21 protein-coding genes and 1 pseudogene are annotated in these 23826 nt (G+C 70.6%); 15 read left to right on the forward strand and 7 right to left on the reverse strand.

Going from position 1 to position 23826, the window contains the following annotated elements:
• Nucleotides 1–48 precede the first annotated feature (48 nt).
• From ACF1FZ_RS27315 to nudC, 3 genes are read left to right on the forward strand one after another with little or no spacing between them, the layout of a single operon-like run.
• A complete protein-coding gene (locus tag ACF1FZ_RS27315; RefSeq protein WP_391776044.1) occupies nt 49–3618 on the forward strand; it encodes a UvrD-helicase domain-containing protein in 3570 nt (1189 codons plus the stop codon).
• Between the two features lie 10 nt (nt 3619–3628).
• Nucleotides 3629–5023: a dipeptidase gene (locus ACF1FZ_RS27320; protein WP_391776045.1), complete on the forward strand. Its 1395-nt coding sequence runs from the start codon at nt 3629–3631 to the stop codon at nt 5021–5023.
• A 44-nt stretch (nt 5024–5067) separates the two neighbouring features.
• Complete coding sequence (nudC, locus tag ACF1FZ_RS27325) at nt 5068–6015, forward strand: NAD(+) diphosphatase (protein WP_391776046.1); 948 nt, start codon at nt 5068–5070, stop codon at nt 6013–6015.
• 71 nt (nt 6016–6086) lie between these two features.
• On the opposite strand, the pseudogene ACF1FZ_RS27330 reads toward nudC, so the two are convergent.
• Nucleotides 6087–6263 (reverse strand): annotated as a pseudogene (locus ACF1FZ_RS27330) (transposase); the annotation flags it as partial.
• A gap of 259 nt (nt 6264–6522) precedes the next feature.
• Nucleotides 6523–6765 (reverse strand): mycoredoxin, encoded by a 243-nt coding sequence (locus tag ACF1FZ_RS27335; protein ID WP_014154194.1) that lies wholly within the window; start codon nt 6763–6765, stop codon nt 6523–6525.
• Between the two features lie 228 nt (nt 6766–6993).
• Here ACF1FZ_RS27335 and ACF1FZ_RS27340 point away from each other — a divergent pair, with 228 nt between their 5' ends.
• From ACF1FZ_RS27340 to ACF1FZ_RS27355, 4 genes are all read left to right on the forward strand, one after another.
• A complete protein-coding gene (locus ACF1FZ_RS27340) occupies nt 6994–9210 on the forward strand; it encodes an ATP-dependent DNA helicase UvrD2 (RefSeq protein ID WP_391776047.1) in 2217 nt (738 codons plus the stop codon).
• A gap of 167 nt (nt 9211–9377) precedes the next feature.
• Complete coding sequence (locus ACF1FZ_RS27345) at nt 9378–9710, forward strand: hypothetical protein (protein WP_391776048.1); 333 nt, start codon at nt 9378–9380, stop codon at nt 9708–9710.
• 169 nt (nt 9711–9879) lie between these two features.
• Complete coding sequence (locus ACF1FZ_RS27350; RefSeq protein WP_391776049.1) at nt 9880–10248, forward strand: WhiB family transcriptional regulator; 369 nt, start codon at nt 9880–9882, stop codon at nt 10246–10248.
• A complete protein-coding gene (locus ACF1FZ_RS27355; protein WP_391776050.1) occupies nt 10245–10604 on the forward strand; it encodes a hypothetical protein in 360 nt (119 codons plus the stop codon). The genes ACF1FZ_RS27350 and ACF1FZ_RS27355 overlap by 4 nt, the downstream gene beginning before the upstream one ends.
• Before the next feature lie 384 nt (nt 10605–10988).
• Here ACF1FZ_RS27355 and ACF1FZ_RS27360 read toward each other — a convergent pair whose 3' ends face one another.
• A complete protein-coding gene (locus ACF1FZ_RS27360) occupies nt 10989–12413 on the reverse strand; it encodes an ABC1 kinase family protein (protein WP_391776051.1) in 1425 nt (474 codons plus the stop codon).
• Between the two features lie 60 nt (nt 12414–12473).
• A complete protein-coding gene (locus tag ACF1FZ_RS27365) occupies nt 12474–13619 on the reverse strand; it encodes a ThiF family adenylyltransferase (RefSeq protein WP_391776052.1) in 1146 nt (381 codons plus the stop codon).
• Nucleotides 13620–13800: 181 nt separating this feature from the next.
• Between ACF1FZ_RS27365 and ACF1FZ_RS27370 the strand changes: the two genes are divergently transcribed.
• The 4 genes from ACF1FZ_RS27370 to ACF1FZ_RS27385 all read left to right on the forward strand — a co-directional run bounded on the left by ACF1FZ_RS27370 (nt 13801) and on the right by ACF1FZ_RS27385 (nt 17580).
• The gene (locus tag ACF1FZ_RS27370) at nt 13801–14424 is read left to right on the forward strand and encodes a M48 family metallopeptidase (protein ID WP_391776053.1); all 624 of its coding nucleotides are present in this window, start codon (nt 13801–13803) and stop codon (nt 14422–14424) included.
• Between the two features lie 106 nt (nt 14425–14530).
• Nucleotides 14531–16114: a TerD family protein gene (locus tag ACF1FZ_RS27375; RefSeq protein WP_391776054.1), complete on the forward strand. Its 1584-nt coding sequence runs from the start codon at nt 14531–14533 to the stop codon at nt 16112–16114.
• Between the two features lie 11 nt (nt 16115–16125).
• The gene (locus ACF1FZ_RS27380) at nt 16126–16806 is read left to right on the forward strand and encodes an AIM24 family protein (protein ID WP_391776055.1); all 681 of its coding nucleotides are present in this window, start codon (nt 16126–16128) and stop codon (nt 16804–16806) included.
• A gap of 18 nt (nt 16807–16824) precedes the next feature.
• Nucleotides 16825–17580 (forward strand): AIM24 family protein, encoded by a 756-nt coding sequence (locus ACF1FZ_RS27385; protein ID WP_391776056.1) that lies wholly within the window; start codon nt 16825–16827, stop codon nt 17578–17580.
• Between the two features lie 67 nt (nt 17581–17647).
• On the opposite strand, the gene ACF1FZ_RS27390 is transcribed toward ACF1FZ_RS27385, so the two are convergent.
• Both ACF1FZ_RS27390 and ACF1FZ_RS27395 read right to left on the reverse strand, forming a co-directional pair.
• A complete protein-coding gene (locus ACF1FZ_RS27390) occupies nt 17648–18193 on the reverse strand; it encodes an NUDIX hydrolase (RefSeq protein WP_391776057.1) in 546 nt (181 codons plus the stop codon).
• Complete coding sequence (locus tag ACF1FZ_RS27395; RefSeq protein ID WP_391776058.1) at nt 18190–19638, reverse strand: zinc-dependent metalloprotease; 1449 nt, start codon at nt 19636–19638, stop codon at nt 18190–18192. Before ACF1FZ_RS27395 ends, ACF1FZ_RS27390 begins: the two co-directional genes overlap by 4 nt.
• A 191-nt stretch (nt 19639–19829) precedes the next feature.
• Between ACF1FZ_RS27395 and ACF1FZ_RS27400 the strand changes: the two genes are divergently transcribed.
• From ACF1FZ_RS27400 to ACF1FZ_RS27415, 4 genes are all read left to right on the forward strand, one after another.
• A complete protein-coding gene (locus ACF1FZ_RS27400) occupies nt 19830–20972 on the forward strand; it encodes an SDR family oxidoreductase (RefSeq protein WP_391776059.1) in 1143 nt (380 codons plus the stop codon).
• A gap of 109 nt (nt 20973–21081) precedes the next feature.
• Nucleotides 21082–21543 (forward strand): molybdenum cofactor biosynthesis protein MoaE, encoded by a 462-nt coding sequence (locus tag ACF1FZ_RS27405; protein ID WP_391776060.1) that lies wholly within the window; start codon nt 21082–21084, stop codon nt 21541–21543.
• A gap of 127 nt (nt 21544–21670) precedes the next feature.
• Nucleotides 21671–21841 carry a hypothetical protein gene (locus tag ACF1FZ_RS27410; protein WP_391776061.1) on the forward strand — a complete coding sequence of 57 codons (171 nt, stop codon included), beginning with the start codon at nt 21671–21673 and terminating at the stop codon, nt 21839–21841.
• Nucleotides 21842–22007: 166 nt separating this feature from the next.
• Nucleotides 22008–23114 carry a PDZ domain-containing protein gene (locus tag ACF1FZ_RS27415; RefSeq protein WP_391776062.1) on the forward strand — a complete coding sequence of 369 codons (1107 nt, stop codon included), beginning with the start codon at nt 22008–22010 and terminating at the stop codon, nt 23112–23114.
• A gap of 21 nt (nt 23115–23135) precedes the next feature.
• On the opposite strand, the gene ACF1FZ_RS27420 is transcribed toward ACF1FZ_RS27415, so the two are convergent.
• Nucleotides 23136–23705: a PPA1309 family protein gene (locus tag ACF1FZ_RS27420; protein WP_391776063.1), complete on the reverse strand. Its 570-nt coding sequence runs from the start codon at nt 23703–23705 to the stop codon at nt 23136–23138.
• Between the last annotated feature and the right edge of the window lie 121 nt (nt 23706–23826).

Below are 23826 nucleotides of genomic sequence, written 5' to 3' on the forward strand. Positions count from 1 at the left end.
GACCCGCGTGGAACCGCCTTGTCGGTGTGTCCGGATAGCCTCTTCTGAATGTCCTCCCGCATCAGCGATCCCGAGCAGCTCAAGGAGCTCCTCGGGATCCCCTTCACCCCCGAGCAGACGGCCTGCATCACCGCGCCGCCCGCCCCACAGGTGATCGTGGCCGGAGCCGGCTCCGGGAAGACCACCGTGATGGCCGCCCGGGTGGTGTGGCTGGTCGGGACCGGGCAGGTCGCCCCGGAACAGGTCCTCGGCCTCACCTTCACGAACAAGGCCGCCGGCGAACTCGCCGAACGGGTCCGCAAGGCCCTCGTCGCGGCCGGGGTCACCGACCCGGACGTCATCGACCCGGACAACCCCCCGGGCGAGCCCAGCATCTCCACGTACCACGCCTTCGCCGGCCGCCTCCTCACCGACCACGGCCTGCGGATCGGCCTCGAACCCACCACCCGCCTCCTGGCCGACGCCACCCGCTACCAGCTCGCGGCCCGGGTGCTGCGTGAGGCCCCCGGCCCCTACCCCGCACTGACCCGCTCCTTCCCCACCCTCGTCAGCGATCTGCTGGCCCTGGACGCCGAGCTCGCCGAACACCTCGTCCGCCCCGAACAGCTCGCGGTGCACGACACCGGGCTCCTCCAGGCCCTGGAGACGGCGAAGCTCACCAACGCCGAACTGCGCAAGATCCCCGAGACGTCCGGGGCGCGACGCGAGCTCCTCGAACTCACCCGGCGCTACCGGGCGGCCAAACGCAGCCGCGACCTCCTCGACTTCGGCGACCAGATCGCCCTCTCCGCCGAGCTGGCCCTCACCCGGCCCGAGGTCGGCGCCATCCTCCGCGACGAATTCCGGGTCGTCCTGCTCGACGAGTACCAGGACACCTCGGTGGCCCAGCGACTGCTCCTGGCCGCACTGTTCGGCGGGGAAGGCGAGAACGGCACGACAGGCCACGCCGTCACCGCCGTCGGCGACCCCTGCCAGGCCATCTACGGCTGGCGCGGCGCCTCCGTGGCCAACCTCGACGACTTCCCGCACCACTTCCCGCACGCCGACGGCACCCCGGCCACCCGCTACTCCCTCAGCGAGAACCGCCGCAGCGGAGGCCGCCTCCTCCACCTCGCCAACGGCCTCGCCGAACCCCTGCGCGCCATGCACGAGGGAGTCGAGGCGCTGCGCCCCGCGCCCGGAGCGGAGAGGGACGGCACGGTCCGGTGCGCCCTCCTGCGCACCCACGCCGAGGAGATCGACTGGCTCGGCGACTCACTCGCCCACCTCGTACGGACAGGAAAGGCACCAGGGGAGATCGCAGTCCTGTGCCGGACCGCGGGAGACTTCCCCCGCATCCAGGCCGCCCTCGTCGCCCGGGACATCCCCGTCGAGGTCGTCGGCCTGTCCGGACTGCTGCACCTCCCCGAGGTCGCCGACCTCGTCGCCGTCTGCGAGGTCCTGCAGGACCCCGGGGCCAACGCCTCCCTGGTCCGGCTGCTCACCGGACCGCGCTGGCGCATCGGGCCCCGGGACCTCGCCCTCCTGGGGCGCCGCGCCCGCCTCCTCGTCCACCACGCCGCCACCGGCGACGACACCGACCCGGACCGGCGTCTCGCCGAGGCCGTCGAGGGCATCGACCCCGCCGAGGTGATCTCGCTCGCCGACGCCCTCGACACCTTCCTCGAGTCCGGCGGGGCCGAGGACGACCAACTGCCGTTCTCGGCGGCGGCACGCGTCCGCTTCGCCCGCCTCGCCACCGAACTCCGCGATCTCCGCCGCTCGCTGGCCGACCCCCTCATGGACGTACTGCACCGCGTCCTGGCGACCACCGGCCTCGAGGTGGAACTCTCCGCGTCGCCGCACGCCCTGGCCGCACGCCGCCGCGAGACCCTCGCCAATTTCCTGGACGTCGCGGCCAACTTCGCCGCGATGGACGGAGAAGCGAACCTGCTCGCCTTCCTCGGCTTCCTGCGCACCGCCGCGCAGTACGAGAAGGGCCTGGACAACGCCCTGCCCGGCGGCGAGAACACCGTGAAGGTCCTCACCGCCCACAAGTCCAAGGGCCTGGAATGGGACGTCGTGGCCGTCCCCGGCCTCGTCGGCGGCCAGTTCCCCAGCACACAGTCCCGGGACGCGTGGACCTCGCAGCCCCAGGTGCTCCCGCACGCCCTGCGCGGCGACGCGGCCACGCTCCCCGTCCTCCGCTCCTTCGACGCCAAGGGCCTCAAGGCGTTCAAGGAGGAGATGAAGGCACATCAGCACACCGAGGAGCTCCGCCTCGGTTACGTCACCTTCACCCGCCCCCGCAGCCTGCTGCTCGGCTCCGGCCACTGGTGGGGTCCTTCCCAGAAGAAGCCCCGCGGCCCGTCCGCCTTCCTGGACGCGCTGTACGAACACTGCGCGGCCGGGTACGGCGAGATCGAGGCCTGGGCGGACGAGCCAGGCGAGGACGAGGACAACCCGGCGCTCCACGAGAAGGACACCGACCAGGCCTGGCCGCTCCCGCTCGACGCCACGGCGACGGCCCGCCGCCGCGCCGCCCGGGACACGGTGCTGGCCCACCTGGAGGCCCTGGCGGCCACGCCCGTACCGGATGTGCACGAGGAAGCCGCGCACGCCGGGACTCCCGGATACGCCCAGGAGCCGCCGTACGAGGACGAGCCGCCGTACGAGGACGAGCCGCCGTACGAGGAGGAGCCGCCGTACGAGGACGAGGTGCCGCCCTACGCCGGGGCGGACGCCCCGCACGCCCCGCACGAGGACTCGTTCCCGTTCCCGGACGGTGGGTCCGCCACGTCCACCGAGCAGGGACCGTCACCGGAGGACGCCCCGTACCCCGGCGCCGAGCAGGCCACGGGCGGTCCCCGGTCCGCCCCGCACCCAGCGGTCCTCGCCCCGCGCATCCCGGCCGCCCGTGCCCCGGCGGACGCGGATCTCACCCCGGAGGAGTCGCGCACCCTCGCCTCCTGGGACCGTGATCTCGACGCCCTCGCCGGGGAGCTGCGCCGTGCCCGTGCGGCCGTGCACGACGTCGTCGTGCCCGCCACCCTCTCCGCCACCCAGCTCCTGCACCTCGCCGACGACCCCGAAGGCTTCGCACGGGAGCTCGCCCGGCCGATGCCCCGCCCCCCGCAGTCCGCGGCCCGCCGGGGGACCCGTTTCCACGCCTGGGTGGAGTCCCGGTTCGAGGAACTGCCGCTGCCCATGCTGGGTCCTGACGAACTCCCCGGGGGCGACGGAAGCGACGCGGAGATCGCCGACGAGCGCGACCTCGCCGAGCTCAAGGAGGCCTTCGAGCGCACCACCTACGCCCGGCGCACGCCGTACCGCGTCGAGACACCGTTCCAGATCACGCTCGCGGGCCGGGTGATCCGCGGCCGGATCGACGCGGTCTACCGCACGGGCGACACGTACGAGATCGTCGACTGGAAGACCGGCCGGAACCACGCGGCCGACCCGCTCCAGCTGGCCGTCTACCGCCTGGCCTGGGCCGAACTGCACGATCTGCCGCTGGAGGCGGTCACCGCGACCTTCCTGTACGTACGCACCGGGGAGACGTCCCGCCCCGCCGGGCTGCCGGGCCGCCGGGAACTGGAGAAGCTCCTGCTGGACGAGCCACCTCCGCCGGGCCGATAGGCTCATGAGCATGAGCGACACCCCGGACAGCGCCGTCCGTACGTACACCGAGCAGCACCGCACGGCCTTCCTCGAAGACCTCGCCGAGTGGCTGCGCATCCCGTCCGTCTCCGCCCAGCCGGAGCACGACGCGGACGTACGGCGCAGCGCCGAGTGGCTGTCGGGCAAGTTCAAGGAGACCGGGTTCCCGGTCTCCGAGATCTGGGAGACCGCCGGCGCCCCCGCGGTCTTCGCCGAGTGGCCGTCGCAGGATCCGGACGCACCCGTCGTCCTGGTCTACGGCCATCACGACGTGCAGCCCGCGGCCCGCGAGGACGGCTGGAACAGCGACCCGTTCGACCCGGTGATCCGCGACGGCAGGATGTACGGACGAGGCGCGGCCGACGACAAGGGCCAGGTGTTCTTCCACACACTCGGCGTCCGGGCCCACCTCGCCGTCACCGGCCGCACGAGCCCCGCCGTGCACCTCAAGCTCCTGATCGAGGGCGAGGAGGAGTCCGGCTCACCGCACTTCCGCGCGCTGGCCGAAGAGCGGGCCGCCCGGCTCGCGGCCGACGTCGTGATCGTCTCCGACACGGGTATGTGGGACGAGAACACCCCGACCGTCTGCACCGGCATGCGCGGCCTCGCGGAATGTGAGATCGAGCTGTTCGGCCCCGGCCAGGACCTCCACTCCGGGTCCTTCGGGGGCGCCGTCCCCAATCCCGCGACCGCGCTCGCCCGGCTCGTCGCCGCTCTCCACGACGCGGAGGGCAGGGTCGCGGTCCCCGGCTTCTACGACGGGGTCGCCGAACTCACCGACACCGAGCGCGCCCTCTTCGCCGAGCTGCCCTTCGACGAGGACACCTGGCTGCGTACGGCCGCCTCGCACGCCACCGCGGGCGAGGCGGGCTACTCCACGCTCGAACGCATCTGGGCGCGCCCCACCGCGGAGGTCAACGGCATCGGCGGCGGCTACCAGGGCGCGGGCAGCAAGACCGTCATTCCCTCGTCCGCCCTGGTGAAGCTGAGCTTCCGGCTGGTCGCCGGACAGGACCCGGAGCGGATCCAGGAAGCGGTCCGCACCTGGGCCGGGGCCCGGGTCCCGGCCGGTGTCCGCCACCGCATCACCTTCGCCCCGGCCACCCGCCCCTGTCTGACACCCCTGGACCACCCCGCCCTCCAGGCGGTGGCCCGCGCCATGGGACGGGCCTTCGGGACGAAGATCCTCTTCACCCGCGAGGGAGGCTCGGGCCCCGCCGCCGACCTGCAGGACGTCCTCGGCGCACCCGTCCTCTTCCTGGGCATCTCCGTACCGTCCGACGGCTGGCACGGCCCCGACGAGAAGGTCGAGCTCGATCTCCTCCTCAAGGGCGTGGAGACCGCCGCCCACCTCTGGGGCGAGCTGGCCGACGCACTCCGCTGAATCTCTGAACGCCCGATCCGCCCCCGGGGGAGTAGGAAGCACCTGTGAGCACCTTCGACAACGCCACCGCAGACCGCCCGATCGGTCTCACCGCGCCGAGCGGTATCGACCGCGCCGCGCACCACCGGCTCGACGAGGCCTGGCTCGCCGCGGCCTGGAGCCATCCGACGACCAGGGTCTTCGTCGTCTCCGGCGGCCAGGCGCTCATCGACGACACCCCTGACGGCGGCACCGAGCTCGTCATGACGCCCGCCTTCGAAGCGCCGGTCACCGAGACCCACCGCTACTTCCTGGGCACCGACGAGGACGGCGTACGCTACTTCGCGCTCCAGAAGGACTCCCTCCCGGGCCGCATGGACCAGTCCGCACGGCCCGCGGGTCTGCGTGAGGCCGGCATGCTCCTGGGCCCGCGCGACGCCGGACTGATGGTGCACGCGGTGGCACTGGAGAACTGGCAGCGGCTGCACCGCTTCTGCTCACGCTGCGGCGAGCGCACCGTCATCGCGGCGGCCGGACACATCCGTCGCTGCCAGGCCTGCGGGGCGGAGCACTACCCGCGGACCGACCCCGCGGTGATCATGCTGGTCACGGACGACCAGGACCGGGCCCTGCTCGGACGCCAGGTCCACTGGCCCGAGGGCCGCTTCTCGACCCTCGCCGGCTTCGTCGAGCCCGGGGAGTCGATCGAGCAGTCCGTGGCCCGAGAGGTGTTCGAAGAGGCAGGGGTCACGGTCGGCGAGGTCGAGTACATCGCCAGTCAGCCCTGGCCGTTCCCTTCCAGCCTCATGCTCGGCTTCATGGCGCGCGCCGTGTCATCGGAGATCACCGTGGACGGTGAGGAGATCGAGGAGGCCCGCTGGTTCTCCCGCGAAGACCTCACGGCCGCCTTCGACTCGGGCGAGGTGCTGCCCCCGTTCGGCGTCTCGATCGCGGCGCGTCTGATCGAGCTCTGGTACGGCAAGCCGCTTCCCAGGCCGGGCAACGCGGGCTGAGCGGCCGGCGGTGTACGACGAAGGCCCCCGCCCTTCTTGGGTTCAGGGGGTCGTTGCAACACCGCCTGGTTTTAGGTGGTGAGTAGATCACGCAGACGCTCGGCTGGGGTCTCCCAGCCGAGCGTCTTGCGTGGGCGGCCGTTGAGTTCCTGGGCGACGTGTTCGAGGTCTTCGGGAGTGTGGACGCTCAGGTCGGTGCCCTTCGGGAAGTACTGCCGCAGCAGCCCGTTCGTGTTCTCGTCCCGTCCGGGATGCCGGCGCGGCAGACGCACCGAACTCCGCCCGGCCTTCCGGGCCCAGCCGAAGGCGGTGTTCCGGTTCGCCCCCAGTTCCCGGGCCACCACGGTCACGTTCCCCACAACATCCAGCCGGGCAAGGAAACGCTCCCTCAGCCTCGCAACGTCATCGCGTCCAACGACCACGGTCCTCGCAACTCCCACAGATCGCGGGTGTTGCGAGGACCGTTAGAACCCAAGACGGCGGGGGCCTTCGTCACAGGGAGCGCGGTCAGGCGCCGATCTTCTGCTTGACCTGGGCCAGCGAAGGGTTGGTCAGCGTCGAACCGTCCGGAAAGAGAACGGTCGGAACCGTCTGGTTTCCGCCATTCGCCTTCTCGACGAAAGCCGCCGAATCCGGGTCGTGCTCGATGTTGACCTCGGTGTACGCGATGCCTTCGCGATCCATCTGTCCCTTGAGCCGGCGGCAGTAGCCGCACCACGTGGTGCTGTACATCGTCACAGTGCCCGGCATGTCGTCGGTGCTCCCTTGTCTCGTGTGTCCCGCTGGGAAAGGTCTCGCCAGAGGCGGGACACGTACGTCCACGCACCGTCCCGCATGAGGGGAACGTCCCGGGGCGGACCGCCATTCCCGGCCCTGGGGCGGATGGGCCGGCGGCCTCGCTCGCGACCGGTACGACAATCCGCGGCCCCCTGTGGACAACCGCCGCAGAGGCCCCTCGCGACCTGGCAGCATGGCAGGGTGACAGCAGCAACGCACTCCACCCTCTTCCCACAGGTCCCCGACTCCGCGGACGCCGTGCTCGACGGGCTCGACCCGGAGCAGCGCGAGGTCGCGCTGGCCCTCGACGGACCCGTGTGCGTGCTGGCCGGAGCCGGTACGGGCAAGACGCGGGCGATCACGCACCGTATCGCCTACGGGGTGCGTGCGGGGATCCTCCAGCCGGCGACCGTGCTCGCCGTCACCTTCACCAACCGGGCGGCCGGGGAGATGCGGGGCCGGCTCCGCCAGCTCGGCGCGACCGGTGTCCAGGCCCGGACGTTCCACTCCGCAGCGCTGCGCCAGCTCCAGTACTTCTGGCCGAAAGCAGTCGGTGGTGAGCTTCCACGTCTGGTCGAGCGCAAGGTCCAGCTGGTCGCCGAGGCCGCGGCCCGCTGCGGGATCCGGCTCGACCGCAACGAGCTGCGGGACGTCACCAGTGAGATCGAGTGGGCCAAGGTCACCCAGACCGTCCCCGCCGACTACCCGGCAGCGGTCGTGAAGTCCCAACGGGACGCACCACGTGATCCGGCCGAGCTCTCACAGATCTACGCGATGTACGAGCAGTTGAAGCGCGACCGGTCGGTGATCGACTTCGAGGACGTGCTGCTGCTCACCGTCGGCATCCTCCAGGACCGCCACGACATCGCCGATCATGTGCGCCGCCAGTACCAGCACTTCGTCGTCGACGAGTACCAGGACGTCAGCCCGCTCCAGCAGCGGCTCCTCGATCTGTGGCTGGGCGACCGGGACAATCTCTGTGTCGTCGGTGACGCCGGCCAGACGATCTACTCCTTCACCGGTGCCACCCCTGACCACCTGCTGAATTTCCGCACCCGTCATCCGGGCGCGACGGTGGTCAAGCTGGTGCGGGACTACCGCTCCACGCCCCAGGTCGTCCACCTGGCCAACGGCTTGCTGAGCCAGGCCCGGGGCAAGGCCGCCGAGCACCGGCTGGAGCTGGTCTCGCAGCGCGGCAGAGGTCCCGAACCCGTCTACACGGAGTACGCCGACGAGCCCGCGGAGGCCGAGGGAACCGCGCGCCGGATCCGTGATCTGATCGCCGCCGGGGTCCCGGCCGGTGAGATCGCCGTGCTGTACCGGGTCAATTCCCAGTCCGAGGTCTACGAGCAGGCACTCGCGGACGCGGGTGTGCCCTATCAGCTGCGGGGGGCCGAGCGTTTCTTCGACCGTCCGGAGGTGCGGGAAGCGGGCGTCGCCCTGCGTGGTGCCGCCCGGGCGGGGGGCAACGACTCGTTGCTCGACGGCGCCGACGACCTGCCCTCCGAGGTGCGGGCGGTGCTCTCCACCAAGGGCTGGGCCTCCAAGCCGCCCGCCGGTTCGGGAGCGGTGCGGGACCGCTGGGAATCCCTCGCCGCGCTGGTGCGACTGGCCGAGGACTTCGAACAGGCCAGGCCGGGTGCGACGCTCTCCGACCTCGTGGCCGAGCTGGACGAGCGGGCGGCCGCCCAGCACGCACCCACGGTGCAGGGCGTCACCCTGGCGTCGCTGCACTCGGCGAAGGGACTGGAGTGGGATGCCGCGTTCCTCGTCGGCCTCTCCGAGGGGATGATGCCGATCGCCTACGCCAAGACGGACGAACAGGTCGAGGAGGAACGCCGACTGCTGTACGTCGGGGTCACCCGGGCGCGTTTCCACCTCTCGTTGTCCTGGGCTCTGTCCCGGTCGCCGGGTGGCCGCGGGAACCGCCGGGCGACCCGTTTCCTCAACGGACTGCGGCCGGGCTCGGCCGCGGCCGGCCCGCGGGGTGGTACCGGCGGGGCCGGCGGTATCGACCGCGGCTCCCGTACGGGTACGGGCGGCGCGGAGACGCCGGCCCGGCCCGGCCGGAGAGGGCCGGTGCGGTGCCGGGTCTGCGGCAAGACGCTCACCGAAGCCGGTGAGATGAAACTGATGCGCTGCGAGGACTGCCCCTCGGACATGGACGAGGCGCTGTACGAACGGCTGCGTGAGTGGCGCGCCGACCGGGCTAAGGAGATCAGCCAGCCCGCCTACTGCGTCTTCACCGACAAGACACTGATGGCGATCGCCGAGGCGGCGCCGGGGGACGAGGGCGAGCTCGTCGTCATCGCCGGTGTCGGCAACCGGAAGCTGACCAGGTTCGGGGCCGATGTGCTGGCCATCTGCGCAGGCCGGACAGTGGGTCAGGAGCCGGAGGAGGACGGTGCCGGGGTGTGAGAAGAACTCGTCGAAAAAATAGTTTGCGCCCGCAGCAGCAAGCACCATAGGTTCTTAACCACGGGAACAGCGACTTCTCTGAAGCCCTGACTCCGTGCTGTACTTATCCGAATACCGCAGGATCGGCCCCGGCCGGTCCCTTGAGACGCCGAGAGGAGGCGATTGTCGTGATCAGCATCATCAACACCACCAAAGTGACCGATCCGTCGGTCGTCTCCGCCTGCTCGCTCGGCCTCGCCTGCTCTTCGGAGCTCTCGCTTCGTGGCATCCGTGTGTCCGGCGTCTCCGCCGTCAGCCCGCTGTTCCTGGCGAGCCTGCCCGTGCGGGAGCGCAATGAGCGACCGACCGGGGCACCGGAAACAGCGGTAGTGAAGGGACAGGTCTCGGCCTATGCCTTTGCGGCAGCCGCAGCCGGTGCCGGAGCCAAGAAGCAGACGACGCAGCACCACCACATGATGTGGGCCTTCCGTGGGCCTGAACCCTGGAGTGATCCAGCCTGATTCGATCAGGCCGGCGCCTTCAGGGCCGCGGAACCCCACTCGGGATCCGCGGCCCTTTTGTTTTGTCCGAACGGATGAGACGAGACGAAGGAGCCTCGGGACAGCAGGACCTGGTACCAGCCGCCAACCGGCCAACAGGCCGGCACGACCAGACGAGGACAACGCCACCGTGCAACTCGAGACGCACGCCCCGTCCGTACCGCCTTCCGACACGATCTCCCCGCCCGGCCTCACGGAGGACTCCACCTTGCTCCCCCTCACTGCGCTCAGCGCGCTCGACGACGCCATCGAGAACCTCGGCGTGCCCGTGCCCTGCCGTTCCTACGACCCGGAGGTCTTCTTCGCCGAGTCGCCGGCCGACGTCGAGTACGCCAAGTCCCTCTGCCGGACCTGTCCGCTGATGGAGGCCTGCCTCGCCGGAGCCAAGGAGCGGCGCGAGCCGTGGGGCGTCTGGGGTGGCGAGCTCTTCGTCCAGGGCGTCGTCGTCGCCCGCAAGCGTCCGCGTGGCCGTCCGCGCAAGAACCCGGTCGCAGCGTGATCGCCGGCCTGGGGGTCACGGCCCCCGCAGGAAGCAAGCGCATCGGAACCATCGACCGTCCCCAGACTCATGACCCCCGGAATCAGGCACCAATGACCACCACCACGAGGGAGCCCGTCGGCTCCGCGACCCCGGACGTCACCATCATCGGCGCGAACGACTCGCGTCAGAACAGGACCCGCGAAATGCAACTCATCCCAGAAGCCCTGGCACGTGCGCATATGCACGAGCGCCTGAGGGAGGCCGAGGAGGGACGTCAGGCGGCCCGCTTGATGGCCGCCCGGCGGATGCAGCGCCGTGCGGAGCGTGCCTCGATGCGCGCCCGCCGCGCGCTCGCCATGGCCGTCATGCACTGACAGATACACCAGCAGTACGGCGCACCACGGCTGCCGGGCCACCGCTCGGCCTCTCCGGCAGCCACACTCCCCTGTTACGGGGCCGACCCGACCGGGCCGGCCCCGTAGTGCGTTGCCCGCGTGTGCCGTCCGGCCCGCGGGGTGTGGTTCCGAGGTGGACGAGGAGACTCGGGGCTCCTGAGGAATCGGCTGCAGGACACGTCAGGTGTGCCGCTGCGGCACCACCGCAGAGTCGAACCCTGCCTCCGCCTGGCTCTGTTCGGTGGAGAACGGCAGCCGTCAGCACAGCTGCGGCCACTGCGCACACACCCCTGCCAGGGTGCCCGGTAGCCGGCTCGGCTCCGTCCGGGGGGCGACCGCCGGGTGCAGAGGGCGGGCCGGCTCCTACACCTCGACCGCCGCCCCCGCATCGGCACTGTCCTCGTCCGGTTCCTGCTCCTGGAATCCCGGCAGCCAGGACTCCAGTTCGTCCCGGAGACGGACGGTGGCACCCAACTGGCACAGGACGCCGATCGTGCTCAGCGTCACACGGTGAATCAGCAGATAGGACGGGGGCAGATTCAGCTGCTTGCCCAACTGATGCGCCGGAGAGCGGGGATCGGCGATCCGGGCGGCCTGACTGCGCAGCCAGGAGCGGGTGAAGGTGAATTCGTCCGCCTGCGCCGGCTCGATGATGGGGAGCAGGTAGTCGAGCACGGCGTCCGGTTCGAGATCGATCGACTCCCTGACGAAGCCGGCCTCACGAAGCATGGCGTAGACGGCGTCGGCGTCCCTGTCCAACGTCATTCGCAGGGCGTTGCCGATGATCTGCGGCAGACCGCCCGGAAGCCGGTCCACCGTGCCGAAGTCCAGCACTCCCAGGCGCCAGGGGGACGGGCCCCCCTCCTGCGCGTCCATCTCACCGGCAGGCACACCTGACGCACACACATCTGCCGGGGGGAGCAGCCGGAAGTTTCCCGGATGGGGGTCGGCGTGCAGCAGACCGGTGCGTGCGGGCCCTGAGAAGAGGAAACGTGCCAGTAGTTCGCCTGCCCGGTCGCGCTGCTCCGCCGTACCGTCAGCGATCACCTCCGACAGCGGGATTCCCTCGATCCACTCCGTCACCAGAACCTGCTCGGACTGATGCACCACTCCCGGGATCACCACATCCGGATCGTCCTCGAACTCCGTCGCGTGTTCCTGCTGGGCCCGGGCCTCGAGTTCATAGTCCAGTTCCTCGGAGACCCGGTCGCGCAGCTCCGTGATGAGTGGCTTGATGTCCATCCCGGGAACAAGCGGGCCGAGCAGCCGCGCGAAGCGGCTGAGTTGGCTGAGATCGGACAGCAACGCCTTTCCGGCGCCGGGGTACTGCACCTTCACGGCGACGTCGCGTCCGTCGTGCCACACGGCGCGGTGGACCTGTCCGATCGAGGCCGCGGCGGAGGGCCGGTCCTCGAACTCGGTGAAGAGCTCACGCCAGTCCTCGCCGAGCCGCTCCGCCAGCACCGCGTGGACGGTGCGGGCCGGCATCGGCGGGGCCGCCTCCTGCAGTTTGGTCAGTGCCGCCCGGTAAGGGCCCGCGACGTCTTCGGGCAACGCGGATTCGAAGACGGAGAGCGCCTGCCCGAGCTTCATCGCACCGCCCTTCAGCTCACCGAGCACTTTGAAGAGCTGGTCGGCCGTGCGCTGCTGTACCTCACGTGCCACCATCTCGGCGGGCTTCCCGCCGATCCGCTTGCCCAGACCCCATGTGGCGCGGCCGGCGAAGCCGAGCGGCAGCGCTGCCAGCTTCGCGGTACGGGTGACCGCCTTCCGGGGAAGATCAGACATGTGCCCCTCCAGTTCCCAGACTGCGTGTCACGTGGAATTTTGGCTCCGCTCCGTCGGCGGTCACCCGGCCATTGTGTCCTGCGGGGCGCCGGCCGCGGGGGTGAGTTCCACCTCAGTGCCCCCCGCCGCACCGCAGGCGCAGTCGAGGTGCGGACTCAGCCGCTCCGACCGCCAGCCCAGCAGTGGCATGGCGGCCTCCCACCGCGCTCCGGTGCTGGCGGGGAGCTCCCCGTCGAGAAAGGAGAGCGCGTGGGCTGCCGCGAGGCCGACCACCGCTGTCGCCAGGCCCAGATCGCAGGCCTGCACGTATGCACGCCGTCCGGACCTCCATTGTGCGAGCATCCGTGGCCACTGGGGGTCCGCCTCCGCGCGGCACAGCGCCAGACAGCCCGCGCAGCCGGTGCCACCGGGCAGTACCAACGGCCCTACCACTCCGGTGGCTTCGATCACTCCGGCGTAGAGATGCGGCGTGCCCGAAGCGATCCAGGGGGCGGCGGTGTCCGGCTCGGGGGCGTAGACGGAGAGGCCGTCCCTGGGGGCCACCACGATCAGGGACAGTGCGGGTTCACCGCCTCCCGGGGGCGCGCCGGCCCCGCCCTGCCGTGGAGCTCCGCCGACCGCGGACCTGCGCACCAGCTGCCGGGCGGCGGTGTCCCGGCGCTCACCGACCGAGGAAGCCGGGAGCCCGCCCGGTGCCACGTCCCAGGGCTCGGTGCGGCCCCCGTCGAGCACCTCGACGTGACCCACTCCTGATCCCGAGAGCACCGCGGCGATCGCCGCGCCGACCCTCCCCGCGCCACGCACCTGCACCCGCATCGCGCGCCGGGCCGCGAGCCTGCGCAGCCCGCTGCCGGGCGCCGGATGCACCACGGAGAGGGCCGCCGCGTCCGGTCGCTGCCGCTCCAGGGTCTCGGCCCGCCGGCGTAGGACGTCGGCCTCGGGGCCACCCGCGTCCGGATCGTCCAGCAGGCCGGCCTCCGTCAGGCGCGATACGAGAATGTCCACGTGACGGTCCGAAAGATCCAGCGCCCTGGCCTCTTCGCGGAGCAGGGCGAGTCCGCGTGTTCCGTCGAGGAGTTCGAGAAAACTGCCGGTGGCGATATCCATCGGCCCCAGAGTTACCGCGTGCGCGGGTGTCACACCGAATTGCACGGTGTTCCGTCCACGCCAGGCCCGCCGGAGCGCGGGCTTCAACATCGGGTGCATGACTTCTCCAGCTCGGTGTGTCGGGGTCTGTTGCCAGAATGCAGCGTGGCGACGACACGGGCTGAAAGTTATCCACAGGCCGGGGCGTTAGTCGTTCAAATGGTGCGAGCCGAGAAGTGGATCGGCATCGAACCGCCGAGGGGGCGGGACTTCCCCTGCCGCCGGCGGGTAACGTCGTGGCGTGCCCTCAGACTCCCCTCCCGATCTCGCCGGGGAGACCCCCGCGCGCAGAGCCGGACGCCGGCAGCGCAGCGCAGCCACCCAGCAGCCCCGCGCATCGGTGGCGAGCGCGGTCGAGGTCCGCAGGAGCGCCCGGCGCAGCAGAACGGTCTCCGCCTACCGGGAGGGCGATCGCACGATCGTGCTCATCCCGGCCCGGATGTCGGAGGCCGAGGAGCGGCGCTGGGTCGGTGTGATGCTCGACAAGCTCGCGGCGCAGGAGAGCAAGCGCGTCATCGGTGACAGTGAGCTCGGTGACCGCGCCGAGCGGCTTTCCGGCCAGTATCTCGGTGGCCGGGCGCGGCCGGCCACCGTGCGATGGGTGACCAATCAGAACACCCGCTGGGGCTCCTGCACCCCGGCCGAGGGCAGCATCCGTCTTTCGCACCGTCTGCAGGGCATGCCGGAGTACGTCCTGGACTACGTCCTCCTCCACGAGCTGGCCCATCTGCTGGTCCCGGGCCACGGGCCGCGTTTCTGGCAGCTGCTCGAGGCGTATCCCCGTACCGAGCGTGCGCGCGGCTACCTCGAAGGAGTCGTGGCGGCTGCCCGGCTTCCGCAGCCGGCTGCCGCCCTCGAAGAGTGACGTCGCCGATTCTGTACCGGGTCTGTACCGACTTGGCTCGATGTCGCGGTCAGCGGTTAGCCTGACGCGACGCATTCACCTTCGGGATGGGGGACGGTCGTTACGCATGGCCAGGGAATTTCAACGCGGCCACAAGGCCAAGATCAGTGATCTCACGGCAGGGACGGATCTGTACGTAGGCGTGCAGATCGCCGGTCCGGGCCTGACGTTCGACATCAGCTGCTTCGGTCTCGACGCCAATGAGCAGCTCTCCGACGACCGGTATTTCATCTTCTTCAATCAGCCGAAATCGCCGGAGGAGTCCATTCAGCTTCTCGGCCCCCAGGCCGGTGACACCGAGTCGTTCCGCGTCACCCTCGACCGCATTCCGGCGAACATCCACAAGTTGTCCTTCACCGCGACTCTCGACGGTGCCGGACAGATGTCGCAGGCCGGCCCCGGGTACATCCGGATCGTCGCGGGCGGTGAAGAGGTGGTGAGGTATGCCTTCACCGGCTCGGAGTTCACCACCGAGCGTGCGGTCATGCTCGGCGACTTCTACCTGAAGGACGTCTGGCGTTTCGCCGCGGTCGGCCAGGGCTTCGACGGCGGACTCGACGCGTTGCTCAAGAACTTCGGCGGGGAGGTCGCGGAGGAAGCTCCCGCCGCACCGCCCCAGGGAGCCGTACCCTCGTTCGCTCCGCCCGCCCAGGCCTCCGCGCCCCCTGCCTTCGGTGCTCCGGCCGCCCCCCAGGCACCACAGCCCGCACCGGCTTCCGGAACTCCGGCAGCGTCCGCTCCCGCCCCGCAGCAGCCGGTGCACGCCGCGCCGACTCTCGCGGCACCTGTGACGCCGACGCCGCAGGCACCCGCTCCGTACGGGCAGCCGTCCCGGCAGCCGCAGTTCGGACAGGTCCCGGGGCAGGGGACCCCGCCCGCCGCCCCGCCCTACGGCCTGCAGCCCCAGGCCGCCCCGGCGTTCGGCCAGCAGCACCCGGGCGCGCAGCCCGGTATGCCGCAGGGCGTGCCCCAGGGGGTCCCGGCGGGTGGTGCGGGGCTGCAGGCCGCCCTGCAGCCCTACAAGGAAGCGGCCACCGGGCAGCGCTGGACCTCGCAGAACCAGCAGCTCATGCGCGTCGACCTCACGATGGGAGGTACACCGGTGCTGGCCCGTCAGGGCAGCATGGTGATGTACCAGGGCAAGGTCGACTTCGGTTACAAGGGTGCCGGTTTCGCCGGCCGCATGGTCGGCAATGCCACGGGCCAGGAAATGCAGCTGATGCGCTGTACAGGCCGCGGCCAGGTCTTCTTCGCCGAAGAAGGGGCGCACCTGCACCCCATCGAGCTGCAGGGCGACGGCATCTGCGTCTCCGCGGAGAGCGTCCTCGCCTTCGACGAGTCCCTGCAGTACGAGGTCCGCAGGATCGAGGGGCACGGCATCCCGGGCGGCGCCCTGTTCACCATGCAGTTCCAGGGCACCGGCACCGTCGTCGTCAAGACCCATGGTGTGCCGGTCGTCCTGCCGGTCACGCCGACCACCTTCGCCGACTGCAATGCCGTGGTGGCCTGGTCGTCCGCATCCCAGGTGATCATCTCCAGCCAGGTCCGGCTGCGCCGCAACGCGTATCCGGGACACAGCGGGGAGACCGTGAACCTGCAGTTCCGGGGAGCCCCCGGAAACTTCATCGTCGTCCAGCCCTACGAGGTCTGAGGGAGCCCGTCATGAACCAGCAACTCGCGGGCTACGCCCCGACCCCCGTCACGGCCCGGATGGAGAACCACGGCCGCACGATGCTCAAGGTCGCCATGGCCACCGGCCAGGACCTCTACGCGCGCACCGGCTCCATGGTGGCGTACGAGGGCTTCATCCAGTACGAGCCCAACCCGCCCGCCGTCCGTCAGATCGCGTCCCAGTGGATCAGCGGCGAGGGCGCGCCCCTGATGAAATGCGCCGGTGACGGACTGCTCTACCTCGCCGACTACGGTGCCGACGTGGTCGTCATCAATCTCGACAACGACTCGATCTCGGTCAACGGCACCAATCTCCTGGCCTTCGACGGTCACCTCACCTGGGGCGTGGAACGGGTCAAGGGGCTGGCCAAGTTCGCAGGCCAGGGTCTGTGGAACGTCAGGATCCAGGGGACCGGGTGGGTCGCCATCACCTCGCGCGGCACCCCGATCGTCGTCGACTGCGGCCGCGGTGAGGACGAGACGTACGTCGACCCCGACGCCCTCGTCGCATGGTCGCCGAACCTCAAGGTGAAGGGCAAGCGCAGCTTCAAGGCGAGCTCGCTCATAGGGCGGGGCAGCGGAGAGGCGTATCAGATGGCCTTCTCGGGCCAGGGCATCGTCGTCGTCCAGCCGAGCGAGGACAGTACCGACCGCCTCCGGATCCGGAACTGAGCGGGGGAGGGACACATCATGCAGAGTCCGCTTTTCAGCCACACCGAACAGCAGTCGCAGGATCGCTACACCGTTCAGAACCCACAGCTCCTGCGGGTCTCGCTGACCGGGCACGACGATGTCCTCGCCCGTAAGGGTGCCATGGTCGCCTACCAGGGGCTCATGGAGTTCGACGGGGAGCACCAGTCGCAGGGCCAGCGCCGCGCCCGCAGGAACACGGGCGAGGGCCTCGACCTCATGCGTTGCTCGGGGCAGGGCACGGTCTACCTGGCCAACCTCGCCCAGTACATCCATGTGGTCGACGTCGATCACGAGGGCATGACGGTCGACAGCGCCTACGTCCTCGCGCTGGACTCCTCGCTGCACACCGAGGTCATCGCGGTGGACAGCCACTACGGGATCTCGGGCACCGGCAAGTACCAGCTCAACATCTCCGGGAGCGGCAAGGTCGCGCTGATGACCTCCGGCCAGCCACTGATGATGCAGGTCACTCCCGAGAAGTACGTCAATGCCGACGCCGACGCGATCGTCGCCTGGTCGAGCGGGCTGAGGGTGCAGATGCAGGCCCAGACCCACTCCACGGGCGTCCTCAGGCGTCGGGGCAACACGGGGGAGGGCTGGGAACTGAGCTTCCTGGGCCAGGGTTTCGCCCTTGTCCAGCCGAGCGAGGTGCTGCCGCCGCAGAACGCCCAGATCGGCCAGGGGGCCGCGGCCCAGTTCGGTGTGGGCCGGCACGGCGCGCACGGCCAGAACCAGAACAACGCCTGGAACTGAGCCGCTCCGCTCCCGGAGGCATGGCCGGTGAGGGGAGGTTCCCACGGGAACCTCCCCTCACCGGCGTCTAGCGTCCCTGGCGCAGCCGCGCACGGGTGTCCTCCAGGAGCCGCACGACCGAGGCGTCCGCCACCCCCGCCACCTCGTCGTACGGGAACCAGCGCAGATCGAGGGACTCGTCGCTGATCTGCTCCACCGCCCCGGCCGTCGCCGTCACCGCGTACTGCACGTCGAGGTGCCGGTGGCAGGGCGCCGGGATGGGGTGCCGGTCCAGCCGCACCGGACCGCCGGGCAACAGGACGAGCCCGGCGATTCCCGACTCCTCCGTGGCCTCGCGCAGGGCAGCTGCCGCGAGAGTGGTGTCCTGGGGTTCGCAGTGCCCGCCCATCTGCAGCCACATCCGGAGCTTCTTGTGCAGCGTCAGCAGGACCCTGCCGCGCTGCGGGTCGATCACCAGCGCGCTGGCCGTCAGATGCCCGGCTTCACACGCCTTCCACATGCCGTCGGGGTGCCCGGCCAGGTGGTCCAGATACGCCAGACGCAACTCGGCCTGCTGAGCGTCAGCCCCGTCGTAACCGTCGAGGACCGAAACGGCGTCGTCGTGCAGGCTCACCGGCCGGTGTCATCCTCGTCGTCGCTCTTCGGGCCGTCTTCGGGCTCGTCCTTGCCCCGGTCCTCGGCGGCAGGCTTCTGCGGGCCCCTGGCAGCTTCGCCGAGCATCTTGTCCAGCTCGGAGAAGTCCAGCTGCTCGTGATGGACGAAGCCGTCGGGGTCGTCCAGGTCCTGGGCCGTCGGCAGCATGTCAGGGTGCTCCCACAGGCCGTCACGGCCGTCGACGCCCCGGGCATCCGTGAGCGACGCCCACAGCCGCGAAGCGTCCCGCAGCCTGCGCGGCCGCAGCTGGAGTCCGATCAGGGTGGCGAAGGTCTGTTCGGCGGGACCACCGGAGGCCCGGCGCCTGCGCATCGTCTCGCGCAGCGCGTCCGCCGAGGTCAGCCGGGACTTCGCGGCCTCGTGCACCACCGCGTCCACCCAGCCCTCGACGAGGGCGAGGGCGGTCTCCAGCCGGGCCAGCGACGCCTTCTGCTCCGGGGTGTCCTCCGGCTGGAACATGCCCTGCTGAAGAGCGTCCTGCAACTGCTCGGGCTGCGAGGGGTCGAACTGTCCGACGACGTCCTCCAGCTTGCTGGTGTCGACCTTGATGCCGCGGGCGTAGGCCTCCACCGCGCCGAACAGGTGTGAGCGCAGCCACGGAACGTGGGCGAAAAGCCGCTGGTGGGCCGCCTCGCGCAGTGCCAGATACAGCCGCACCTCGTCCTGCGGCACACTCAGGTCCTTGCCGAACCGCTCGACGTTCAGCGGGAGCAGCGCGGCCTTGCCGGCAGGCGCCAGGGGGAGGCCGATGTCGGTCGAACCGACGACCTCGCCGGCGAGCACGCCCACGGCCTGCCCGATCTGCTGGCCGAACATGGCACCGCCCATGGACCGCATCATGCCGATCAGCGGACCGGCCATGGCCTGCATCTCCTCCGGCAGGACATCGCCCATGGCCAGGCCGACGCGTTCGGCCACCGGGTCGACCAGTTGCTGCCAGGCCGGCAGCGACGCCTCGACCCACTCGGCACGGCTCCACGCGACCGTCGAGACGGAACCCGAGGGCAGCGACGTCACACCGTCCAGCCAGAGGTCGGCGAGACGCAGCGCCTCGTCGACGGAGGACCGCTCCGCGGGACCGACGCTCGCGTCCTTGCTGCCGTCCGTGGTGCCCTGCGACACCGTCTGGCGGGCGATCTGCTTGGCCATGTCCCAGTTGACCGGGCCGCCCTCGTAGCTCAGCATCTGGCCGAGCTGCTGGAAGGCGGCGCCCAGGTCGTTCGGGTTCATCGAGCCGAACATCGCGGCGAACGGGTTGTCCCCGCCGGCCCCGGGCCCGAAGCCGAACGGGTTCGCCGGCCCGCCCGAGCCCTGCCCACCACCGGTGGGGTCCTTCTGCTTGCCTTCGTCGCCGTCTTCCGGCTCCTCCGGCGGAAGGCCGAATCCGAATGGGGTGTCACTCACGGGTTTCCTCGGCTCGTAGGGCCGCCGGCTCGAACCGACGGCGACTGCCCGACATCACCATCCAGCGTAGACACCGAAGACCGCTCGGGGCCTCAGTGCTCCGCCGGCTCCCGGCCTGCGGCAGGATGGACGCCACCTGGTACGCACGCGTCATTCGGGTACGTACTGAAGACAACCGCTGGAGACGCCCGGTGAGTTCCCCAGATCCGCAGGTTCGCGCAGCGCGAAACCTGGCCGACCCCTCGCCCGAAAGCAAGCCCACGAAAAATCTTTCCCGAAGCCGCGGCCCCGTCGTCGCGGTCACCGGTGCCGCGACCGGCGTCGGTGAACTGCTCACCGCCCACCTCGCCGCATCCGACGAGATCAAGCAGGTCATCGCCATCGACGAGCGCCGGGGGGACGTCTCCGAGGCGACCTGGCACATCCTGGACGTCCGGGACCCCGCCATCGCCGAGAAACTGCGCGGCGCGGACGTCGTCGTGCACATGGCGCTCGACCTCGACCTGGAGACAGACCCCGCCGCCCGTACCGCGTACAACGTGCGCGGTACCCAGACCGTGCTGACGGCGGCGGCGGCCGTGGGTGTCCACCGGGTGGTGCTGTGCACCTCGGCGATGGTCTACGGCGCTCTGCCCGACAACGACATCCCCCTCGCCGAGGACTCGGAACTGCGCGCCACGGCGGAGGCCACCGGTGTCGGCGACCTGCTGGAGATCGAAAGACTCGGCCGCCGCGCCCCCCGCGCCCACCCCGGCCTCGACGTCACGGTGGTGCGTCCCACGGTCCTGGTCGGCGGCACGGACACGGCGCTCACCCGCTACTTCGAGTCCCCCAGGCTCCTGGTCGTCGCCGGTTCACGCCCGGCCTGGCAGTTCTGCCACGTCGACGACCTGGTGAGCGCCCTGGAGTACGCGGCCCTCGAAAAGATCGAGGGCGAGTTCGCGGTCGGCTGTGACGGCTGGCTCGAGCAGGAGGAGGTGGAGGAGCTGTCCGGAGTACGGCGTATGGAGCTCCCGTCCGCCGTCGCCCTCGGAGCCGCGGCCCGTCTGCACCGGATCGGTCTCACGCCCTCCCCGGCGGGCGACCTCGCCTACACCATGCACCCCTGGGTGGTCAGTGTGAGCCGGCTCCATGACGCGGGATGGCGCCCCCGGTGGACCAACGAAGAGGTTCTGGCAGCGCTCCTGGAGGAGGTGGAGGGGCGCCACACGGTCGCCGGCCGGCGACTGGGCCGCAAGGACGCGACCGCAGCCGGTGCGGCGGGGGCGACGGTCGCGTTGCTCGGCACCGCGGCACTGGTCCGACGGGCCCGCAAGGCCCGCCGTCGCTTCTAGGCGGACGCTGCCCGGTCTCCCCGCCCGGTAGGAGGCTCCAAGCGGCCGGGCGCGCCGCCGGTCGAAAACGCTGTTCCGAGATACCGGTGCCGTGCGGCACGATGGCACCATGGCACGCATCCACGACCACCCCGGCGAGCAGGCCGCCCAGGACCCCATCCGGCTTCTGGGCATCCGTGACACACCGCTCTCCGTCGACGAGATCCTCCGTGCCGTCGGGGACGACGCCGCCGGCGGTACGGCGCTCTTCGTCGGCACGGTGCGTAATCATGACGGCGGCCAGGACGTCGGCTCCCTCGGATACTCCTGCCATCCGACGGCGGGCGACGAGCTCCGCCGGGTGGCCGAGAAGGTGGTGGCGGAGTTCCCGGTGCGGGCGCTGGCCGCCGTCCACCGGGTGGGCGAACTGGGCGTCGGCGATCTGGCGGTGGTGGTCGCCGTGTCCTGCGCCCATCGGGGTGAGGCCTTCGACGCCTGCCGCAGGCTGATCGACGACCTCAAGCACGAGGTCCCGATCTGGAAGCACCAGCGTTTCTCCGACGGTACGGAGGAGTGGGTCGGTGCCTGCTGAGCGCAAACCGCCCCAGGGGACATCAGCCCCGATTTGCGCAACCGCACCCCTGCCGTGAGCGTGGGTTCCGCAGGCGGTTAATCTTCTGATCGTCAGTTGCGGTCGCTCACGTGGTAGGGAGGTCGTGATGGCAGCACTCGCTTGGCTGTTGATTCCGCTCATAGCTGCCCTTGGCGCAGCGATATGGGGCGGGTGGGCAGCCCGCGACCGAACGAGCGGCGATGTCAACGAACTCGCCGGCTACGCCAGGTTCCGTGAAGTGATGGAGAAGCCGCACTCCGGTTCCGAAATCGGCTGAGGCTTTGTGACCGTACGCAGTCGCCGGCTCCGGACCACTCCCCGCACGCGCAGTCCGCGCAGCGAGCGGACCCGCGACGACCCGGCCCCCCGGACCGCCCGGTCGTGCGCCCCGTACGGACCGGCCCCGACGGTGCACCGACACGCCGTTCCCGTACTGTCGTTCCATGCCACGCCGCACCGCGACGATGCTCGCCTCCACCCTCATCCTGATCGCGCTGCTCTGCGCAGGCGTGCTGATTCGTGTGCCGTATTCGGAGATGTCTCCCGGCCCGACCGTGAACACGCTCGGCGACGCACGTGGCGAGCCGGTTCTGCACATCAGCGGGCGCAAGACGTATCCGACCTCCGGGAACCTCAACATGACGACGGTTCGCGTCACCGGCGCGGACTACGACATGAACATCGTCGAGGCCGTCTACGGCTGGCTGGCCCATGACAGCGTGATCGTGCCCCACGACACCCTCTATCCGGACGGCAAGACCGAGGAGGAGTCGACGCAGGAGAACGCCGAGGAGTTCAGCCAGTCCCAGGAGAGCGCCAAGGTCGCAGCCCTGGAGGAGCTGAAGATCCCCGTCACCTCCCGCGTGGTGGTCTCCACGGTCGTCAAGGACGGTGCCGCCGAGGGCGTGCTGCACGCGGGCGATGTGATCGAGGCCGTCGACGGCACGGCGGTCGAGGAGCCGGAGGACGTCGCGAAACTCGTCACGAAGCACGAACCGGGCGAGGACGTCGTCTTCACGGTCATTCCGGCGAAGACCGCGGCCGCCGCCGAGAAGGCGGGCAAGGAGCCCAAGGGCGCACAGGACATCACCCTCACCACGCGGAAGGCCCCCGAGGACCCCGCGAACCCCTCGGAGGACCGGGCGATCGTCGGGATCCAGGCCGGGACGGACCACACGTTCCCCTTCGAGATCGACATCAAGCTGGCCGATGTGGGCGGCCCGAGCGCCGGCCTGATGTTCTCGCTGGGCATCATCGACAAGCTGACGCCCGGAAAGCTGACGGGTGGCGAGTTCATCGCCGGCACCGGCACCATCGACGACGAGGGCGAGGTCGGCCCCATCGGTGGGATCAACATGAAACTGGTGGGCGCGCGCGACGCGGGCGCCCGGTTCTTCCTGACACCGGACGACAACTGCGCCGCCGCGGCGTCCGACACCCCGGCCGGCCTCACCCTGGTGAGGGTGAAGACCCTCGACGACGCCAAGAAGTCCCTGGAGAAGATCCGTGCGGGGGACACGGCCGGCCTGCCGAGCTGTTCGACGGGCTGAGGCCGGCCCCCGCCGCGGAGGTCAGGACTCGAAGGTGGCCGCGAGTGCCTCGGCCAGGCCCGGAACCAGCCCCGCACCGGTCAGGACCTCGGTCGGGGAGTCCTTCTCCCGCAACCGCACGGCGGAGTCCCGGGCCCCGTCCCGCAGCACCGCCACGGTCATCCGTACCTCCTGCCGGTCAGGATGCTCGGCGACCCACTTGGTCAGCTGGGCGTCTGTCAGCCCTTCCGGTACGGACGCCTCCGCGGAGGGCGGCAGCATCATGCGCTCCACGGTCATGGCACAGCCGACCACGGCGTCGGGCCAGGCGATCGTGGCCAGGAATTCGTCCAGAGCGGTGCCTTCGGGGAGCTCCTCCTGCTCGACAGGGGTGAGGGCGGCGGTCGTGGAAGCGGTGTCGTCGAGGCCGAGCTGGGCGGCGAGGCCCGGCTCGTGGGCACGCAGCCGGGCGGTGTCGACCAAGGCGAACAGCCGGGCCGGCTGGTCCCAGCCGAGACCTGAGGCATAGGCGTCGATCTCGAGGACGGCGACGGTGAGTGGGCTCGCGGCCATCGGAGGGCCTGAGGGGGAAACGTTGGGCATGCGCAACATCCTGCCTCCTTCTGCCCCGGGAACGGGAACTAGGTAAAGCCTCAGTAAGTTGCATAGGTGGGCTCTACGATCGCTGAGCCTGCTTCACACGACCGCGAACTTCGAGGTGCGCACGTTGGCT

It is taken from the genome of Streptomyces sp. NPDC014623 (assembly GCF_043088245.1).
Taxonomy (GTDB): Bacteria; Actinomycetota; Actinomycetes; order Streptomycetales; family Streptomycetaceae; genus Streptomyces.

What these genes read in the sequence shown, in the direction of transcription:
- ACF1FZ_RS27405 (WP_391776060.1), top strand. Translation starts at nt 21,082, where the DNA reads ATGGCACGCATCCACGACCACCCCGGCGAGCAGGCCGCCCAGGACCCC.
- ACF1FZ_RS27365 (WP_391776052.1), bottom strand. Translation starts at nt 13,619, where the DNA reads ATGCACCCGATGTTGAAGCCCGCGCTCCGGCGGGCCTGGCGTGGACGG.
- ACF1FZ_RS27415 (WP_391776062.1), top strand. Translation starts at nt 22,008, where the DNA reads ATGCCACGCCGCACCGCGACGATGCTCGCCTCCACCCTCATCCTGATC.
- ACF1FZ_RS27335 (WP_014154194.1), bottom strand. Translation starts at nt 6,765, where the DNA reads ATGCCGGGCACTGTGACGATGTACAGCACCACGTGGTGCGGCTACTGC.
- ACF1FZ_RS27410 (WP_391776061.1), top strand. Translation starts at nt 21,671, where the DNA reads ATGGCAGCACTCGCTTGGCTGTTGATTCCGCTCATAGCTGCCCTTGGC.
- ACF1FZ_RS27320 (WP_391776045.1), top strand. Translation starts at nt 3,629, where the DNA reads ATGAGCGACACCCCGGACAGCGCCGTCCGTACGTACACCGAGCAGCAC.
- ACF1FZ_RS27420 (WP_391776063.1), bottom strand. Translation starts at nt 23,705, where the DNA reads ATGTTGCGCATGCCCAACGTTTCCCCCTCAGGCCCTCCGATGGCCGCG.
- ACF1FZ_RS27380 (WP_391776055.1), top strand. Translation starts at nt 16,126, where the DNA reads ATGAACCAGCAACTCGCGGGCTACGCCCCGACCCCCGTCACGGCCCGG.
- ACF1FZ_RS27315 (WP_391776044.1), top strand. Translation starts at nt 49, where the DNA reads ATGTCCTCCCGCATCAGCGATCCCGAGCAGCTCAAGGAGCTCCTCGGG.
- ACF1FZ_RS27385 (WP_391776056.1), top strand. Translation starts at nt 16,825, where the DNA reads ATGCAGAGTCCGCTTTTCAGCCACACCGAACAGCAGTCGCAGGATCGC.
- ACF1FZ_RS27375 (WP_391776054.1), top strand. Translation starts at nt 14,531, where the DNA reads ATGGCCAGGGAATTTCAACGCGGCCACAAGGCCAAGATCAGTGATCTC.
- ACF1FZ_RS27360 (WP_391776051.1), bottom strand. Translation starts at nt 12,413, where the DNA reads ATGTCTGATCTTCCCCGGAAGGCGGTCACCCGTACCGCGAAGCTGGCA.